Annotated in this window: 8 protein-coding genes; 4 read left to right on the top strand and 4 right to left on the bottom strand. The window is 61.5% G+C overall.

The window, feature by feature from the left end:
- Positions 1-67: 67 nt before the first annotated feature.
- Entirely contained in the window at positions 68-1732 is a 1665-nt protein-coding gene (locus J3P84_RS05325) for a ShlB/FhaC/HecB family hemolysin secretion/activation protein (protein WP_434628465.1), read from the bottom strand.
- Positions 1733-1829: 97 nt separating this feature from the next.
- Positions 1830-9464, bottom strand: coding sequence for a filamentous hemagglutinin N-terminal domain-containing protein (locus J3P84_RS05320; protein ID WP_434628462.1), 7635 nt, complete (start codon positions 9462-9464; stop codon positions 1830-1832).
- Between the two features lie 300 nt (positions 9465-9764).
- On the opposite strand from J3P84_RS05320, the gene J3P84_RS05315 reads away from it, so the two are divergent.
- Together J3P84_RS05315 and J3P84_RS05310 are read left to right on the top strand one after the other, a co-directional pair.
- Positions 9765-10169 (top strand): DUF488 domain-containing protein, encoded by a 405-nt coding sequence (locus J3P84_RS05315; protein WP_434628459.1) that lies wholly within the window; start codon positions 9765-9767, stop codon positions 10167-10169.
- A gap of 186 nt (positions 10170-10355) precedes the next feature.
- Positions 10356-11858 (top strand): hypothetical protein, encoded by a 1503-nt coding sequence (locus J3P84_RS05310; protein ID WP_434628456.1) that lies wholly within the window; start codon positions 10356-10358, stop codon positions 11856-11858.
- A 202-nt stretch (positions 11859-12060) separates the two neighbouring features.
- Here the strand turns inward: J3P84_RS05310 and J3P84_RS05305 are convergent, their stop codons facing one another.
- Positions 12061-12762: a hypothetical protein gene (locus tag J3P84_RS05305; protein WP_434628453.1), complete on the bottom strand. Its 702-nt coding sequence runs from the start codon at positions 12760-12762 to the stop codon at positions 12061-12063.
- Positions 12763-12797: 35 nt separating this feature from the next.
- Positions 12798-13250: a MarR family winged helix-turn-helix transcriptional regulator gene (locus J3P84_RS05300; protein ID WP_434628450.1), complete on the bottom strand. Its 453-nt coding sequence runs from the start codon at positions 13248-13250 to the stop codon at positions 12798-12800.
- Positions 13251-13424: 174 nt separating this feature from the next.
- On the opposite strand from J3P84_RS05300, the gene aceE reads away from it, so the two are divergent.
- Positions 13425-16094, top strand: a complete 2670-nt coding sequence (aceE, locus tag J3P84_RS05295; protein ID WP_434628448.1) for a pyruvate dehydrogenase (acetyl-transferring), homodimeric type — start codon at positions 13425-13427, stop codon at positions 16092-16094.
- A 343-nt stretch (positions 16095-16437) separates the two neighbouring features.
- Positions 16438-17487 (top strand): hypothetical protein, encoded by a 1050-nt coding sequence (locus tag J3P84_RS05290; protein WP_434628445.1) that lies wholly within the window; start codon positions 16438-16440, stop codon positions 17485-17487.
- Positions 17488-17554 lie beyond the last annotated feature (67 nt).

The raw sequence follows: 17554 nt of genomic DNA, 5'->3' as shown, positions 1-17554 counted from the left end.
TGTTTTTTATAGGGCCGCTGCGCAGCCCAGCGGGAGCAAGCTCCCTCGCCACGGGGGCTTTATGCAATCAGAACGAGTAGCCGATCTGAGCGAGCAGTTGCGGGTTTTCCTGGCGTGTATCGCTTTGCGCTTCGCCGCCGGAGTGGCGCCATGCGACCGTTGCGTCGAACGAGAGCTGGCCGTATTGAGCGCGCAAACCGACACCGCCGCCGGAGATGCTGCGGTTGTTTTCCTCATCGGCCCACTCGTTGTGGTTGATGCGCACCTTGCCGGCGTCCCAGAACAGGTAAGGCGTGAACTTGTCGATCGGGTAGCGAAGCTCGATCTGGGTCAGCATGCCTTCGTCGCCCGAGCCTTCGCTTTGTGGATAAGCGCGTACGCCATCGATGCCGCCGAGGCTGAAATCTTCGGAGGAGTCGAGGTTGTCGTTGCTCCACTGGCCGAGGAAACGGGCGAAGAGCGTGAAGTTGGCTGGCAGCGCTTGCAGGCGGGCGAGGTCGACATTCACTTTGCTGAAGTCGCCTTCGGTCTGGGCGGTCTGACGGTCGCCTTCGCGCAGGGCCGAATCCAGCTTCAGGTCACCGTAGGTCAGCGTCGCGCCGCCGTAGGTGATGCCGCCGCCGAGCAAGCTGTCCCTGACGTCAAACTGCAGGCTGATGGGCAGCGAGTTGCTGCTTTTTTCAAAGCTCAGGCCGAGCACTTCGTATTTGTCTTCAAGGTCCTTGTGCTGGTACTGCCCGGCCAGCATGAGGTTCGCCTGGTTGCTGCGCAGCAGTGGATAGCTCAGGCCGATGCTGCTGACTTCGGCGGTACCGGTCGCCCCCAGGTCGGCGAATTCGGCGCCCAGGTCATAAGAGCTCTGGGCGTAACCGACGTTGCCACGCAGGCCAGAGGTGCCCAGTGGCATCGAGTAGCCGAGACTGCCGAAATACAGGTCTTCATCGGTGGCCATCACCGCGGCGCTGAGGCGATCGCCCAACATCAGCGGGCTGTTCCAGTCGCCTTGTACCGTCAGGCGATTGCGCCCCGAATAACGGTTGCCGTGGTTGTCCAGCGTGGCCTTGCCCTCGAAGGCCTCGGTTTTGCTCACCTGGGCATTAAGGTCACCGGTGCCAAGCGCTTCCCCCGGACGGATGACCGGACGAACATCCACGCCCGGCAAGTCGGAGAGCACCAATATGCTGCGCTCCAGGCGCTCACGCTCGATCACGTCGCCCGGCTGCAAGTCATCCAGGAACGGCTGCGCCTGGGCGGCCAGTTTTGCATCGTCGTTGACGGCGGTGACTTTGCCATAGCGGCCCTCGATCACGGCGATGGTCAGCTCGCCTTTTTCCATGCGTTGTGCCGGCAGGTAGGCGCGGGCGAAGGGGTAGCCTTGCTCGCGGTAGTAAAGCGTGACCTGCCGGGCCACTTCGCGCAGCGCGTCCAGATCAAGGGCCTGACCGATGGCCGGGGCGACGACGCGTTGCAGTCTGGCCTCGTCGATGCGGGTGTTGTCGGTGAAGCGCACGGCGTTGAGCTGGACTTTGGCGCCGCCGACTTTTTCCTGTGTCGGCTGTGGCGCCTCGACATCCAGGCGAATGCTTTGCGGCAGCTCCTGCTGCGGAATCGGCAGTTCCTGCAGGATGCGACCGGCGTCGGGGATCGGGCGTGCCGGCAGGGTTGCCGCCCAGGCCGGGGAAGTGGACAACAACGCCAGACCGGCGGCGCAGGACATCAGTTTGTTATGCATTGGATCAATCTCGAAAAATTCGGCTTGCCTGAGCCCATGACCACGTCCGCGGACGTGGCCAGGGGGCTCCTTCAAATGAAAAGGTGGATGTCAGGGTTCAGGGACGCATGGCCAGGCTTGGCAAGCGCACACCGCCGCGTACGACGAACACGGTCTGCGGCGGATAGGCCGCACACGCGCCGCCGGCGGATACCCCGCCGTCGGAGCAGACGTTCCCGGCCAGTTCCCGCTCGCTGGCGGTGTCCTCGGCCTGGGCGGCCGAATCGCTGTCGCCCGCATTGCCGTTCGCCCGAGTGCCGCCCTGGTCCACCAGCAGGAGACCGCCGTCCTCGACGCCGTAGTCAGACCAGTCAGCCGGCTTCGGCTGGGCCGGATCGAGCTCCGGGGAATGCGGCGAATTCTGCTGCGCGCCAACGCGGGTTGCATCGGCGACGCTCTGCCGGACGGCCTCATAGTCAATGGATGAAGTCACGGTGAGGTTGGCGTTGGCCGGGTTGCTGACGATCAGGTAACCCAGGTCAGCCAGCCCACCGATGTTGATCAAGTGCGAGCCCGGGCCTGAAGCCGCCACTGAGTACAACGGGTTGCCAAGCATCTGCTTGGTGTCGCCGTTCCACAGACCGTTGGCGTCATAACCGCCGATACCGCCGCCATTGAAGGTGGAGCTGCCGTCGAACACCTTGGTCTGGGTGGTCGTACCGTTGGTGGAAACCACCAGAGTCGGTTGCTCGCGGTACACGGCATGCACGCCACTGTTGCCCAGCGCCCTGCCGAAGTTGCTCTGCTGCTCGTCGCTGTTGTAGCGGAAATTGCCGCTGCCACTGCCGACCACATCGACCATGCGGGTGCTGCCGGCGAGGCTGCCGGTGTAGATCACCGCCCGGCCACTAGCGCCGGTAGACACCGTCACGCCGGCACCAGCCTTCACATCTCCGCCCGCGGCCACGCCCGCCGAAGCCGATTGACCGGCGTTGAGCACGATCGCATCGGAGGCGTTGCTGGTGGTGCTGACATTCTCGGCCAGGGTGATGTTGCCGGTCGTCGTTACGACCTGGACCTTGCCGGTGTTGCCGATGCCGACGATCTGATCCAGCTGGGTGCCGTCCAGTGCCGTCTCGGTCAACCTGCCGACGGTGACGTCGCTGCGGTTGACGAAGCTGACGTCCTTCGCTCGGCTGGCGATATCGCCGACCCAGTTGCTGGCATTGCGCAGGTCGAAATCACCGCCCTTGAGGGCCAGGCCATCGGCGGTGATGTTGCCATTGGCGTCCTGGGTGGTCTTGCCGGCGATGTTGAGGAACACGTTGCCGCTGGTGGCGAGCCCTTCGTTGATTGCCAGATCGCCTTGGGTGCCGATGCTGATGTCGCCAGTGTTGTTCACGCCAGTCGTGGTCTTGACCACGTTGCCGCTGCCATCGGTTTCAGTCAGCGTGCCGACCTTGAGGTTGCCGGTGTTGTTGAACGCGACCTTGCCCGCCTCACTGGCGATATCGCCCACAACGTTGCCGTTGTTGCGCAACTCGAAATCGCCGCCGTTAAGCGCCAGGCCATCGGCAGTGATATTGCCGTTGCCGTCCTGGGTGGTCTTGCCGCCGATGTTCAGGAACACATTGCCGCTGGTGGCCAGCCCTTCGTTGATAGCCAGATCACCTTGGGTACCGATGCTCACGTCGCCAGTGTTGTTCACGCCGGTGGTGGTCTTGACCACGTTGCCGTTGCCGTCGGTTTCAGTCAGCGTGCCGACCTTCAGGTTGCCGGTGTTGTTGAACGCAACCTTGCCCGCCTCACTGGCGATATCACCGACCACGTTGCCGTTGTTGCGCAACTCGAAGTCGCCGCCGTTGAGGGCCAGGCCGTCGGCAGTGATGTTGCCGTTGCTGTCCTGCGTGGTCTTTCCGTCGACGTTGAGGAACACGTTGCCGCTGGTGGCGAGCCCTTCGTTGATTGCCAGATTGCCTTGGGTGCCGATGCTCACGTCACCGCTGTTGTTGACGCCGGTGGTGGTCTTGACCACGTTGCCGTTGCCATCGGTTTCGGTCAGCGTGCCGACCTTCAGGTTGCCGGTGTTATTGAACGCAACCTTGCCCGCCTCGCTGGCGATATCACCGACCACGTTGCCGTTGTTGCGCAACTCGAAGTCGCCGCCGTTGAGGGCCAGGCCACCAGCGGTGATATTGCCGTTGGCATCCTGAGTGGTCTTGCCGTCGACGTTGAGGAACACGTTGCCGCTGGTCGCCAGCCCTTCGTTGATCGCCAGGTTGCCGTCGGTGCCGATGCTGACGTCGCCGCTGTTCTCCACGCCGGTGGTGGTCTTGATTACGTTGCCGTTGCCGTCGGTTTCAGTCAGCGTGCCGACCTTCAGGTTGCCGGTGTTGTTGAACGCAACCTTGCCCGCCTCACTGGCGATATCACCGACCACGTTGCCGTTGTTGCGCAACTCAAAATCGCCATCGTTAAGCGCGAGACCGTCGGCGGTGATGTTGCCGTTGGCATCCTGTGTGGTCTTGCCAGCGACGTTGAGGAACACATTGCCGCTGGTGGCGAGCCCTTCGTTGATCGCCAGATCGCCTTGGGTACCGATGCTCACGTCGCCAGTGTTGTTCACGCCAGTCGTGGTCTTGACCACGTTGCCGTTGCCGTCGGTTTCAGTCAGCGTGCCGACCTTCAGGTTGCCGGTGTTGTTGAACGCAACCTTGCCCGCCTCGCTGGCGATATCACCCACTAAGTTGCCGTTGTTGCGCAACTCGAAGTCGCCGCCGTTGAGGGCCAGGCCGTCGGCAGTGATGTTGCCGTTGCCATCCTGGGTGGTCTTGCCGCCGATGTTTAGGAACACGTTGCCGCTGGTCACCAGCCCTTCATTGATCGCCAGATCACCTTGGGTGCCGATGCTCACGTCGCCGGTGTTGTTCACCCCGGTAGTGGTCTTGACCACGTTACCGTTGCCATCGGTTTCAGTCAGCGTGCCGACCTTCAGGTTGCCGGTGTTGTTGAACGCAACCTTGCCCGCCTCACTGGCGATATCACCGACCACGTTGCCGTTGTTGCGCAACTCGAAATCGCCGCCGTTAAGCGCCAGGCCATCGGCAGTGATATTGCCGTTGCCGTCCTGGGTGGTCTTGCCGCCGATGTTCAGGAACACATTGCCGCTGGTCGCCAGCCCTTCGTTGATCGCCAGATCGCCTTGGGTGCCGATGCTCACATCGCCAGTGTTGTTCACGCCAGTCGTGGTTTTGACCAGATTGCCGCTGCCGTCGGTTTCAGTCAGCGTGCCGACCTTCAGGTTGCCGGTGTTGTTGAAGGCGACCTTGCCCGCCTCGCTGGCGATATCGCCCACTACGTTGCCGTTGTTGCGCAACTCGAAGTCGCCGCCGTTGAGGGCGAGGCCGTCGGCACTGATGTTGCCGTTGCTGTCCTGCGTGGTCTTTCCGTCGACGTTGAGGAACACGTTGCCGCTGGTGGCGAGCACTTCGTTGATTGCCAGATTGCCTTGGGTGCCGATGCTGACATCACCCGTGTTGTTCACGCCGGTGAGGCTGGTTTGCGTGCCGTCGGCATGGGTCGCGGTCAGCGTGCCCACCTTGAGGTCGCCGCTGTTGTTGAAGCGGACTTTGCCCGCCTCGCTGGCGATATCGCCGATCAGGTTGCCCGAATTGTTCAACGCGTAGTTGCCGCCCAGCAGTACCAGGCCGCTGGCATCCAGCTTGGCCCCGACGTCGCTGGACTGGGTGGTGTTGCCCCCTACTTCCAGGGTGATGATGTCGTCGGCACGGGTTTCGCCATTGTTGGAGTCATCGCGTGGGCCGTTTTCGATGGTGATGCCTTTGGCCAGCGTCAGGTCGTGATCGGTTTTCAGGGTGACCGCCTCATCGGAGGTAATCCCCACGGTGCCGTCCACGACGCCGACCGTCAGGTCGCCGTTGCCGGCGAATTTCAGGCTGCCGACATCGGCGGCGATGACACTCACGTCATGCCCGCCCTTGCCCAGGTTGAAGTCACCTTCGCCGCGCAAGGCCAGTTCGTCTGCGGTAATGGTCGCACCAGTTGCCTGGGTCGCGCCTTTGCCCGCGTCGACGCTAAGGGTCAGGCCCTTGCCGGTGGCGCCGTCTTCATCGCTGCCTTCGGGGTCCTTGAGCGCCAGATTGCCCAACAGGTCCAGGACGCCGTTGGCGACCAGGGCCAGGTCGTCCTTGAAGGTCGCGCCTTCATCGTCGACGGTGATGTTGCGCGTCTTGTCGTTACCGATGACGACCTTGTCGAAGCCATCCTGGATATTGGCCAGGTCGGCGTCGGACAGCACCAGCGGATCGTTAGGCCCGGTCACTTCCGGATCGTCGCTGCCGCCCAGGTGGATATCCAACCCATCGGTCTTCTGCTGCAGGGTGAGGCTGCCACCACCGGCGACGCTCGCGGCGAGATCGATTTCGTCGGCGGTCAGGCTCGTATCGCCCTGGGTGACCAAGGCCTGGCCGACGGTGAGGGTGTCGGAGACAAGGTTCAGGTCACCGGTCTGGATCATGCCGGCAACCGGTACGCCTTGCGGGTTTGCCGGAGTCTGGCTGTCGGGAATGGTCACAACGCCAACGGTCAGGTCATCGACATCGGCAAAGCTGACCGTGCCGGTGTTGCTGGCGATGGTATTGACGTCGTTGCCGGCGTTGTCCAGGTCATGGACGGCACCGTTACCCAACAGCACCAGGCCATCGGCAACAATGGCGCCGCCAGCGGTCTGGTCGATCTTGCCGCCATTGCTTTGCAACGCCAGGACCGGAGCCGGTTTGTTGTCATCGTTACCGGTGCCCGGTGCGTCCGCCACGGTCAGTTGGTCATTGATGTGGATATTGCCGGTACCGGCGTCGAGGACCAGGCTGTCATTGAAGCGGGTTTGCTCGATGACGTTGATGTCACCGGTCATGTCGGCGCCACCGATCTTGACGGAAGTGAACCCGTCGCTCAGCGCGCCGATGTCGGTGCCGGTCAGCTCCAACGCTCCGGGGGCATCGCCGGTGCTGCCGCCCACGGCAATGTTCTTGCTCGGGGTGTTGGTTTCAAGGGCGATGCTGCCGTTGCCGGTGACGCTGCCAACCCCACCGTTGAAGTTGATATCGTCCGCCTTGATGGCCAGGTTGTTATCGGTGCTGTTGAGGCTGCCGTTGAACGTGATCGAACTGCCCTGCAGGCCCTTGCTGCCCGAGGTGTTGGTCTTGATGTTGTCGACGTACAGCGAGCCACCGACCTGCTTGCCGGCGGTCTGGTCGAAGCTGCCGGAAACGAAGACGAACTTGTATGTGCCGGCCCTATCAGCCGTTGCCGTGCGGGTTTGCCAATTCACCGCGCCGGTACCGTTACCCGTTTCGTTCAGGATGATCTGGTATTCGCCGGTGTTGACGTTCAACAGATAGCCGAAGACATCGTAGGTGTCGCCGCCAGCGACCGGTTTGTAATCAAAACTGACCGCTTCCCCTGCCGCCAGCGAAACCGTGCCCTCGCTCACGACCGAAGGGCCGCGCATGATGCAGCCGGCGGGCGCGTTGAGGCAGTTGGAATTGTTCTCGGTACCCAGCAGCAGCGCAGCGCCGCCGTCCTTGCCCTGGCCAGCGGCGGCAACCGGGGTGAGCGGTTTGTAGTTCATGTCGCCCTGGTCGCCTGGCGAAACACTCGGCGCATTGCCGTTGGTTGGCGAGGTGGTCGGGAGCGTCGGGTCATCCGGCGATACCACGCCGTCGACCACGGTGACGCCGGTGAAGAACTGGGCGATAGACGTCTGCCAGCCGACCAGGCCGTTTTCGAAGTCGGCGTTCAGGAACTGCGAAGTGCCCAGCTCGACGGCGCCGGTGTAGACCTGCTCGCCGCTGGTGAAGACTTTCGCGCCGTTGATATAGCTTTTGCCGGCGCCGCTGGTGGTCGCGTACAGCGAGCCCAACGCGCTGTTACCGCCGACCATGTCGCTGAAGATGATCGAACCTGAACCGGCATCGACACGCAGTTGGCGGTTGTTGGCTACCGCGTCGGAGTCCACCACGCCGGCAAACACGACGTTGCCGCCGTTGCTCTTCAAGCTCACATCGGTGTTGAGCGCGATCTTGCCGTTGAGAATCAACGCGAGGCTGTTGCCATTGCCGGCGCCACTGGCGTCGATATCACCGTTGAGGAAAATATTGCCGAAGACGTAGCGGCCGGTTCCGCCGTCGTTGTGCCCGGACTGCAGGGTCAGCGTCCGCTCGCCGCTGATGCTCGACGGGGTGTAGTCGCCATTCCAATGGATGCTGTTGTCGGCCTTGATCGCGACGTCGGTGCCGCCGGCCAGGGCCGTATCGATCGCGTTGAAGCCAACCGTGGCTTCTGTCCCGTTGGCGCCGCCGGTCAACCCTCCGTTACCCGGCCCCACCGTGACGCTGTCCGGGTCGAGCAACCACAAGCCGCCCTTGCCGTTTTTAGCCGAAGCATCGGCCGCCTTGCTCACCGCCAGCTTCGCACCGCTGGTTTCGATCTTGCCGCCGTCGCCGCCCTTCGCGCCGCCGGTGGCTTTCAGGGTGCCGTCCACGCGGGTCACGCTGCCCGCTTTCTTGACATCCGACCAGGCCACCACGGTACCGCCCTTGCCGTTGTCGGTGGCCGATGCGTCAAGCACGGCACCTGCGGCGATGGTGGTCTGGCTGGCCTGTTTGATCGACGGGTCCTTGCCTTGCCAGCTGCCGCCCACATTGATTTCGCCGCCACCCTTGGCGCCGGTGGCGTCGAGCCCGGCGCCTGCCTTGATCGCCACGCGCTCGCCAGTCACGACGATCTTGCCGCCCTTGGCGGTGTCGGAGGACACATCGATACGCCCAGCGACTTGCACATCGCCATGGTCCCCCATCAGCGTGACCAGGCCGTTTTCACCGATGTCCAGGGAGCGTGCTTCGATCAACCCGGTGTTGTTGATGACGGTGCTTGCGAGGGTTTCCGCCGCACGGGCGGTCAGCAGGATGCGGCCGGCATCGGCACGAATGGCGCCGCCGTTTTCGATCAACGCTTGAAGCGCGCCTTCTTTCACTTCCAGTTGCACCGGCCCGCCCAGGTCGAGCGTCACGACACTGCCGGCGCCGAGCAGGACATTGCCCTTGTGCGCGGTGATATTGCCTTCGTTGACGATTCTTGCGGCGATCAAGGCAACGGTGCCGCCTTGCTCTGCATTGATGTTGCCCTGGTTGACCACCGACGCGGCACTGTTGCCACTGAAACGGTAGTTGCCAGCGAGGAAATCTTCGGTGCTCAAGTTGAGCGTAGAGGCCACCAGGCCGCCCACATCAACCTGTGCGCCAGGGGTAAACAGTACGCCGTTGGGGTTGACCAGGAACACCTGGCCGTTGGCTTTCAGCGCGCCCTGGATTACCGATACATCCGAGCCCAGCACACGGTTCAAGGCGACCGACGCCTTGCCAGGCTGGACGAATTCGACGGTGTTGCCTTTGCCGATGGAAAAGCCCTGCCAGTCGATCGCGAGCTTGTCGCTGCCCTGATGAATGGCCATGTTGTTGCCATTCTGCTGAATGCTGCCGTTACCCGCGACAATGTTCCCTCCGGTGGGCAACGCTCCCGCCGCCGCTACCGAGGCGAAAAGTCCGCCGCCCACGCCGATGACGAGGCTGAGCGAGGTACGGCTTTTGTCCTTGCCGTGGCTCTTGACCAACTCGGATGCCACCTGCCATGCGCCCATCACGGCATTCCAGACGACTCGGTAAACTCTGTTCATTTTTGTTCACTCATCCTTAATACGGCGGGCCGTGCCATGACGACCAGGCGGTTCGCTGTCGACAAATCAAATGGAAAACCGCCTCCGGACGGACGACGGCTCGAAAATCCCACAGTGCTCCGCGCCATCATCTCTGCCGCCTGCGGAGCGCACCTTTGCTTGAGCGCCCGCGGCTTTTGATTGAAGGGATCGAGTGAAGTTTTTTTCACAAAGGGTGGGTAAAGTGCGATGGATGGAGGCTGGTCGCCTCGTCGTGGGCGACCTATGCTGACGCGGTCCCACTTCGACAGGCAGACGTTGATGATCCGATGCAAGCGCGCCTACGAAACCGCCAGCGCCGAGGACGGCGTGCGGGTTCTGGTTGATCGCCTGTGGCCGCGCAATTGCCGCAAGGATGCGCTGGCGATCGATACATGGCTGCCAGAAGTTGGGCCTTCTCATGAGTTGCGCAAGGCGTTCAAGGCGGGGGCGGTTTCGTTTGCCGAGTTCGATGTGGCGTATCGACGAGAGCTGGCGGCCCGGCCGGAACATTGGTGGAAGTTGGTGGATATCGCGAGGGGCGGGACGCTGACGTTGATCTATGCGGCCAAGTCGCCGGTTGAGAATAATGCGCTGGTGTTGGCGCGGTGGCTGGAGGACGAGGTTGAGAAGCGGGCGGATTCGAGTTCGCCGGTTTGTTATCTGGGGGAGTTTCCGGGGCGTTGAGTGGGCCGGGTTGGGGCTGCTGCGCAGCCCAGCGGGAGCAAGCTCCCTCGCCACGGGGTTGGTCGCCGTCCTCGCCCCCACAGTAGTCTGTACCCGACCAACTCAATCAAAATCGGCTTATTGGTTTGCTTGAGGTTGGTGGTGTGCAGCTGGGATACGCAGAGAAACCACAAGGAAACAGCCGTGATGGCAGCTCGTTTTGATCCATTGGTTCATATCGATTGGAAAACACCGGGCAGCGACTTGCTCGGACTGTTGCAGCATTACTATCCCGACGTCGGTGTGTTTGCCGGACCGGAATTCGAGGCTTTGTTGGATGAGCTGTCCAACGAGATGCCCGAGGTCTGCTTCGAGGCGCTGGCGCCGGTGTTGGCGGGTCAGGGTTATGACTTGTGGAACCTGGATGCCGGTGGCGACGACTATCGGCCGGTGATTTTTCCTTCCGATCAGCGTGAGACGTTTGCCCAGCATTGGCAAAGCCCTCGCGGGGAGCCCAGCTTCACGGCGACGTTGATCGAGCCACCTGCGGTAAAAGCGCGCAAACCGGCCAAACCCAAGCGCGGCAAAGTCAAGTGGTTGCAGGAAGTCCATGACTATCCAGGCCCCACCTATGTGCATGAATACAACTACCGCAACGGCTGGGCCGCGATTACCGAGCAGGACGAAAACCGTTGGCTGTGCTTCCTGATCGACTACAACCAATGGCCGCCTGCCGAACAGGACATGCTTGAACAGCGCGCTGACGGCGTGGATGGCGCCGATCTGCGGCTGATCGACGCCAACGCCCAGCGCAGCCTGTGGAGGCGCCAGGTCAAACACGGCGATTACAGTGCGGATGATCGGTTCAAATACGAGGTCCTCCGGGGCGATGTCATCGAAGAGTTCGGCCCTGCCGGAATGCAATGGCAAGCATTCGAAGAGCCTTGTGTCGTGGTGGACGAGGAGATTTTCGAACGTCAGCGCATTTACCAGCCCGAGCATCTGACGCGAATCTGGCGGATCACGGGGGACAGCAGCGAGGTGATCTTCGAGGATTCGGAGGAGCTGACAATCCTGCCCATCGGCCCCCGTCGCTTGCTGTTCATGCAGCACAACGGCAAGCGCTGCTGGGTCTGGAACCTGGACCCGCCGCACCAGGCCATCGCCGCCAAACCGATGCCAGCCGAGGCCTACAAGCTGCGGCCAGCCACGGCGTATCTGGGCGGTGACGAGATTCTGCTGTTCAGCGAAGGCGCGCGGCAGAACCTCGAGCACGCGGGGTATCAGGAGACAGTGTTGCTGGCGTGGCGCTTCAACTTCATCACCGGCGCCAAGACCCAGGCGACGCTGGACGGCTTCGGCAGTGAGCTGCGCCAGGACACCCGCCTGCTGGTCACCCAGCCCAAGCAGGTGATCACGTTGCGCACGTTTCATGGCCAACTTCACGTCGCGCGTGGACATGGCGACTGGTGGGTGTGGAGCTATCGCGCCAACACTTTCGGCACACACACGCTGGCGTGGTTCTGGAACCAACGGAGCAACCAGGTGCTGAAGCTGACGTCCAAGGACCTGCCGCGGATCAAACCGGAGATTCGTTATGTGCCGGCGCAGGATCGGTATCTGGCGTTCGAGACGGAGTTTGTGGCGCGCTTGCCGGTATTCAGCGACATGGTCGAAGCCAAGGGCTGTGGAGTATTGAGCTTCGAGTGAGCCACCGCAGCCGCACCGCGATCCGTTGAACCACATTATTCCCGTGGCGAGGGAGCTTGCTCCCGCTCGGCTGCGCAGCAGTCGCAAACCTGCCGACCATTTTCATCTGGCATACCGCCAGGGGGCTGCTACGCAGCCCAGCGGGAGCAAGCTCCCTCGCCACGGGTAACGGTAATCATGCCGGATCAGCTTTTGCCCACCACTACCGCACCGCCTCCCCCTGTGGATAAACATCACTGACATTCAGCGATAACTGCGCAGCCACTTCGTAGCCATCGGCCTTGGTGAAGTTCAACTGGAATTCCTGGTGCGTGGGGCCCTTGGTCCAGCGGTTGACTTGCAGGTCCTGATACCGGGAGCTTTCTCCCGGCGCAAGCTGGCCGAACTGTGGATAACCCGCGTCGGCAAAAATCCTGTCTGCGTCGAACCAGTCCAGTTCTTTTCCGAGACTCACCGCGGGTCCCACCGCCGCCCACGCCTCTGGCGTGACTTTCTGGCCAACGTCGAGGAAGAGCACTTTGCTCTCTTTCGCAGCGATCAGGAATGGCAAGGTCATCGGCATTCCCGTGGAATCGAGCAGCTTGGATTTCATGCCGATGTACTGCCCGCCGCCCTCCTCCCGGCGCTCCCATATTCGCCAGTCAATGACGCTTTCCGGATTGAAGCTGTTGTTGGTGAGGATGATCTTGTAACGCTGTTTGAAAAGTACCGGGAAGTCGGCGTGGGGCTTGAAGAACGAGATTTTGTCGTGTTCAGCACCGACACGGACAATGATCGGTGTCTTGCGACTGGCGATGCCGTCCTGGTATTGCTGGTAGCTGAAGTAGGCGGACGCGATGGAGACGACCAAGGCGAGTGTTGCAATGACATCCGTTCGGGTGAGGGTCTTGAACCATTTGATCATGGGTGGCTTATCCGGCACTGAGTGGAGTCCATCGACTATTTCCCTCGACCACTGCTGCGCGCCGCTGTGGCCGCGCGCTCCAACGCTTCGCTGAAGACTCGCTGCTGGTCGTCGTCGAACTGCGCCAGGAACAATTCGTCCACCGCCTCTTCGTAGATTTTCCACATTTTCTTGCGCAGCACTTTCCCGCTCTCGGTGATGGCGGCGTACGCACCTCGGCCGTCATCACTGGCGCGGCTGCGGGTGACCAGGCCTTCCGCCTCCAGGCGGTCCACCAGGCGGGTGAGGTTGTAGCGCTCGATGGCCATGACATCGGCCAGTTCGCTCATCCGCCGGGCGCCGTCGGGGCCGCTTTCCAGGCCCCATAACGCGTCGTACCAGGCGTAGGCCGGCAGCCCGGCGGACGCCAGCCGACGCTCGATTTCGCGGATCAGGCAACGGTGGGCCCTGACGAATCTGAACCAGGTATCCGGCTCGCTGGATGACATGCAGCACCTTTCTCAAGAAATCGATTTAGTTGCAATTGTAGCGCGCGGCAGGCTAAGTTCTCGCACGTAGTTGCAAGTGCAACTACAAAATTCTCGAAGGTTGGCGTCGACCCACGCCCCTTAGTCAGGCACCAAACGACTCGGTGCTGCTGCACTGTCCAGGAGACGACAACGATGGCACAACAATCCATGTTTCTCGACGAGGATCCACAAGAGACTCGCGAATGGCTCGAATCCATTGAATCGGTGGCGAGTGTCGAAGGGCGCTCTCGTGCCCACTACCTGATCGATCAGATGCTTGATTTCGACGCCAACCGCCACGGTGATTTCTACGGGCGCGTGACGACGCCCTACGTCAATACCATCCCGGCCGACCGCCAGCAGCCCTACCCCGGCGACCTGGCCGTGGAGCGCCGGATCAATGCCTATATCCGCTGGAACGCGCTGGCCATGGTGCTGCGCGCCGGCAAACATTCGAACGTCGGCGGGCACATCGCCTCCTACGCGTCGGCGGCGGTTTTGTATGACGTCGGCTTCGAGCATTTTTTCCGTGGCCGCACCGAGCAGTTCGCCGGTGACATGGTGTACATCCAGGGCCACTCGTCACCGGGCATCTATGCACGCGCCTATCTGGAAGGACGCCTGAGCGAAGAACAGTTGGATAACTTTCGCCGCGAGACCGACCGCGACGGCGTTTCGTCCTATCCGCATCCACGGCTGATGCCTGACTTCTGGCAGTTCCCGACAGTGTCCATGGGGCTGGGTCCTATCACGGCCGCGTATCAGGCCCGGTTCATGCGCTACCTGGAAGATCGCGGCCTGAAGGAGCACCAGGGCCGCAAGGTCTGGGGGTTTCTCGGTGATGGTGAAATGGACCAGCCGGAATCCCTGGCGGCGATTTCCCTGGCGGGCCGGGAGAAGCTCGACAACATCATCTTTGTCGTCAACTGCAACCTGCAACGCCTGGACGGCCCGGTGCGTGGCAACAGCAAAGTGATCCAGGAATTCGAAAGCCTGTACCGGGCGGCCGGCTGGAATGTGATCAAGGTGATCTGGGGCAGCGGCTGGGATGCCCTGCTCGAGAAGGACAAGAGCGGCCTGCTGCGCCAGCGGATGATGGAGTGCGTGGACGGCGATTATCAGAACTACAAATCCCAGAACGGCGCCTATGTGCGCGAGCACTTCTTCGGCAAGTATCCAGAGCTGCTGGAGCTGGTCAGCGACCTGAGCGACGACGATATCTGGAAGCTGTCTCGCGGCGGCCACGACCCGGAAAAAGTCCACAACGCCTATGCCGCCGCCATGCGCCACACCGGCGGGCCGACCGTGATCCTGGCCAAGACCGTGAAGGGTTTCGGCATGGGCGAAGCCGGTGAAGGCCAGAACATCAACCACCAGCTCAAGAAAATGGGCGACGACGCGGTCAAGGCGTTCCGTGATCGGTTCGGTCTGGAACTCAGCGATGACCAGCTGGGCGACATGCCTTACCTCAAGCCGGCCGCGGACAGCGTCGAGGCGCTGTACCTGCAAGCCAGGCGCAGCCAGTTGGGCGGCTATATCCCGGCCCGTTTTAATGCCGTGGCGCCGTTGCAGGTCCCGCCTTTGTCGTCGCTGGATACACAACTCAAAGGCACTGGCGAACGGGCGATCTCTACCACCATGGCGTTCGTGCGCATCCTCGGCACACTGCTCAAGGATCCGAATATCGGCAAGCTGATCGTGCCCATTGTCCCGGACGAATCACGGACCTTCGGCATGGAAAGCCTGTTCCGCCAGATCGGTATCCATTCCCACGTCGGCCAGCTATATACGCCGCAAGACGCCGGCCAGTTGAGCTATTACAAGGAAGCCCGGGACGGCCAGATCATGCAGGAGGGGCTGAACGAGTCCGGCGGGATTTCTTCATGGATCGCCGCGAGTACGTCCTACAGCACCCACGGCGTGATGACGGTGCCCTTCTACATCTTTTATTCGATGTTCGGCTTCCAGCGCGTCGGCGACCTCGCCTGGGCCGCCGGTGACGCCCGGGCTCGCGGCTTCCTGCTCGGCGCCACCTCCGGCAGGACCACGCTGATGGGCGAAGGCCTGCAACATGACGACGGCCACAGCCATGTGCTGTCCTCGACCATCCCCTGCTGCGTGTCCTACGACCCGACCTACGCCTATGAATTGGCCGTGATCATCCAGGACGGCATGCGGCGGATGTATGCCGAAAACGAAGACATCTTCTATTACATCACCGTACTCAACGAAAACTACGCACAACCTGCAATGCCCGAAGGTGTCGAGCAAGGCATTCTCAAGGGCATGTACCGGCTCTCGGCGCCTGAAAAGCCTGTCGAAGGCAAGCATGTCCAACTGATGGGCTGCGGTTCGATTCTTCAGGAAGTGGTCGCGGCGGCGCAGTTGCTGGAACAGGACTTTGGCGTCAGCAGCGAAGTCTGGAGCGTAACCAGCCTGACCGAACTGCGTCGCGACGGCCAGGAAGCCGAACGCTGGAACCTGCTGCATCCCGAGCACGCGCCGCGTATCGGTTATGTGGAAAGTTGCCTGCAGGACAAACAGGGGCCGGTGGTGGTCGCGACTGACTACATGAAGATATTCGCCGACCAGATCCGCCCGTTCGCACCCAATCGACGCTTCGTGGCCCTCGGCACCGACGGTTTCGGCCAATCGGATACCCGTGAGTCACTGCGTAGATTCTTTGAGGTGGATCGTCATTTCATCGCCCTCGCGGCGTTGAAGGCCCTGGCCGACGACGGGGAAATACCGCGGGAAAAAGTAGCCGAGGCCATCAGGCTTTACGGCATTGATCCGCAAAAGCAGAACCCTGCGAAGGTTTGATCTCCACAAGAGACCGGCGGGAGCAAGCTTGCTCGCTTCACGGTTTGCTGCATTCAGTTTTGGAGTTATGAACCACCCCGCAGCGCGCTCTCCAACGGAACGGTAGATTCCTTTTCTCTCTGACGATTCAAGAAGACTTCAGCCTCGCTTGAGTCAATTTTTCAGCACGCTATCAGCCATACTGATAGCGTGCTGAAGTGTTGTTTCAAGTCCTGCCTAGAGGCATGAGCGCGTCATCTGCGGGAAAGAAGAGGGTATCGCCTGCTGTCCAGCGGCAGGTGATGGACGCAATAGTGGCATTTTAGTAGCATTCGCCACTTTATCGATCCTTCAAGGATGACCTATGCTCGCCCTGCCTCGCTGTCCTACCCCGTTGCTAGCATTGTCCGCGTTGTTTGTATTGCTCGGCGGTTGCAGCGTCAACGGCAGTTACCCCGATGCCATCGAACCGGACGCCGCCAAGTTGAGGTTCGTCGCCAATACCAGCAACGCCACGCTGGACTATTTCGACGCGGCCCATTGCGACGGACAAACCACGGGCATCCTCAACAATATGCTGTTGAGCGATACCGCGCGGCGGGTGGGGATGAGCGTTCCGGCGCCCAAGGATGCCAGGGGTTATCTGGAGGTCAAACTCAAGCCCGGTGAGCAGATTCACCTGCGCACCAACATGAACAGCGGTTATGCCGTGTGTGGCAAGGGCTTCAACTTTACACCCGAGGCCAATGCCGAATACGAGGTGACGTTCAAGTCCGAGAAGAACTTCTGCCTGACTCAGTTGCAACGTTTGCAACGGGTCGACGGCAAGGACGTGCGCACACCGATCCCGATCCTGAAAAAAGACTTTCCCGCCTGCTCCGGCCGCAATGCGCTGTTCCCCAAGACCTACCCGGACACACCCCATCGCCTGGAATTGATGAGCCGGGTCATCGATAAAAGCCTGGTCGTCACGGTGAAGACGGATCCGGCCAAGGAAAAAGTTGAAAGTTATTCGCCAGAGAAACTGGACACCCTGATCAGCGAACGCAAGGCCAAGCTCGGTTTCGACCTGCCAGCTGACTACTGGACGCTGTATCGGGAAAATCTGAAGACGTTTGGCGATGACATGGCGCAGAACAAGACGCACTCGATGGAACGTTTCAAGGAGGAATACCAGACGCGTCTACGACAGCTGAAGGACGAGCAGTTGGAGCAATGGGCGTTACCCAAAACCGCCAATGCCAAGCCGGAGAAAGCCGAGATCGACCTGGACGTTGCGATGATGGTGGAGTACTTCCGGATCGGGAATGGGGTGACGGTCGAAGCGGTAACTCGTCACCTGGAAAGGATGGCGCAGATGGACGAGCATTACGGGGTATGTGCGCGGTTTGCGGAGTGCTGGAAGCGCAATTAGCAAGAGGATGGGCCGGCCGCCTTCGCGAGCAAGCCCGCCCGCCTGCCCCCCGCAGGGTCTGTGGTGC

Origin of the sequence: Pseudomonas sp. Z1-29 (genome assembly GCF_051131995.1) — a bacterium.
Lineage (GTDB): Bacteria > Pseudomonadota > Gammaproteobacteria > Pseudomonadales > Pseudomonadaceae > Aquipseudomonas.
The sequence above is the reverse complement of the archived record's forward strand: the minus strand, read 5'-3'. Positions and strand labels throughout refer to the sequence as shown.

Bases quoted from the DNA above. Each gene is read 5' to 3' on its own strand.
- J3P84_RS05325 (WP_434628465.1), bottom strand. From the start codon at position 1,732: ATGCATAACAAACTGATGTCCTGCGCCGCCGGTCTGGCGTTGTTGTCC.
- J3P84_RS05320 (WP_434628462.1), bottom strand. From the start codon at position 9,464: ATGAACAGAGTTTACCGAGTCGTCTGGAATGCCGTGATGGGCGCATGG.
- J3P84_RS05315 (WP_434628459.1), top strand. From the start codon at position 9,765: ATGATCCGATGCAAGCGCGCCTACGAAACCGCCAGCGCCGAGGACGGC.
- J3P84_RS05310 (WP_434628456.1), top strand. From the start codon at position 10,356: ATGGCAGCTCGTTTTGATCCATTGGTTCATATCGATTGGAAAACACCG.
- J3P84_RS05305 (WP_434628453.1), bottom strand. From the start codon at position 12,762: ATGATCAAATGGTTCAAGACCCTCACCCGAACGGATGTCATTGCAACA.
- J3P84_RS05300 (WP_434628450.1), bottom strand. From the start codon at position 13,250: ATGTCATCCAGCGAGCCGGATACCTGGTTCAGATTCGTCAGGGCCCAC.
- aceE (WP_434628448.1), top strand. From the start codon at position 13,425: ATGGCACAACAATCCATGTTTCTCGACGAGGATCCACAAGAGACTCGC.
- J3P84_RS05290 (WP_434628445.1), top strand. From the start codon at position 16,438: ATGCTCGCCCTGCCTCGCTGTCCTACCCCGTTGCTAGCATTGTCCGCG.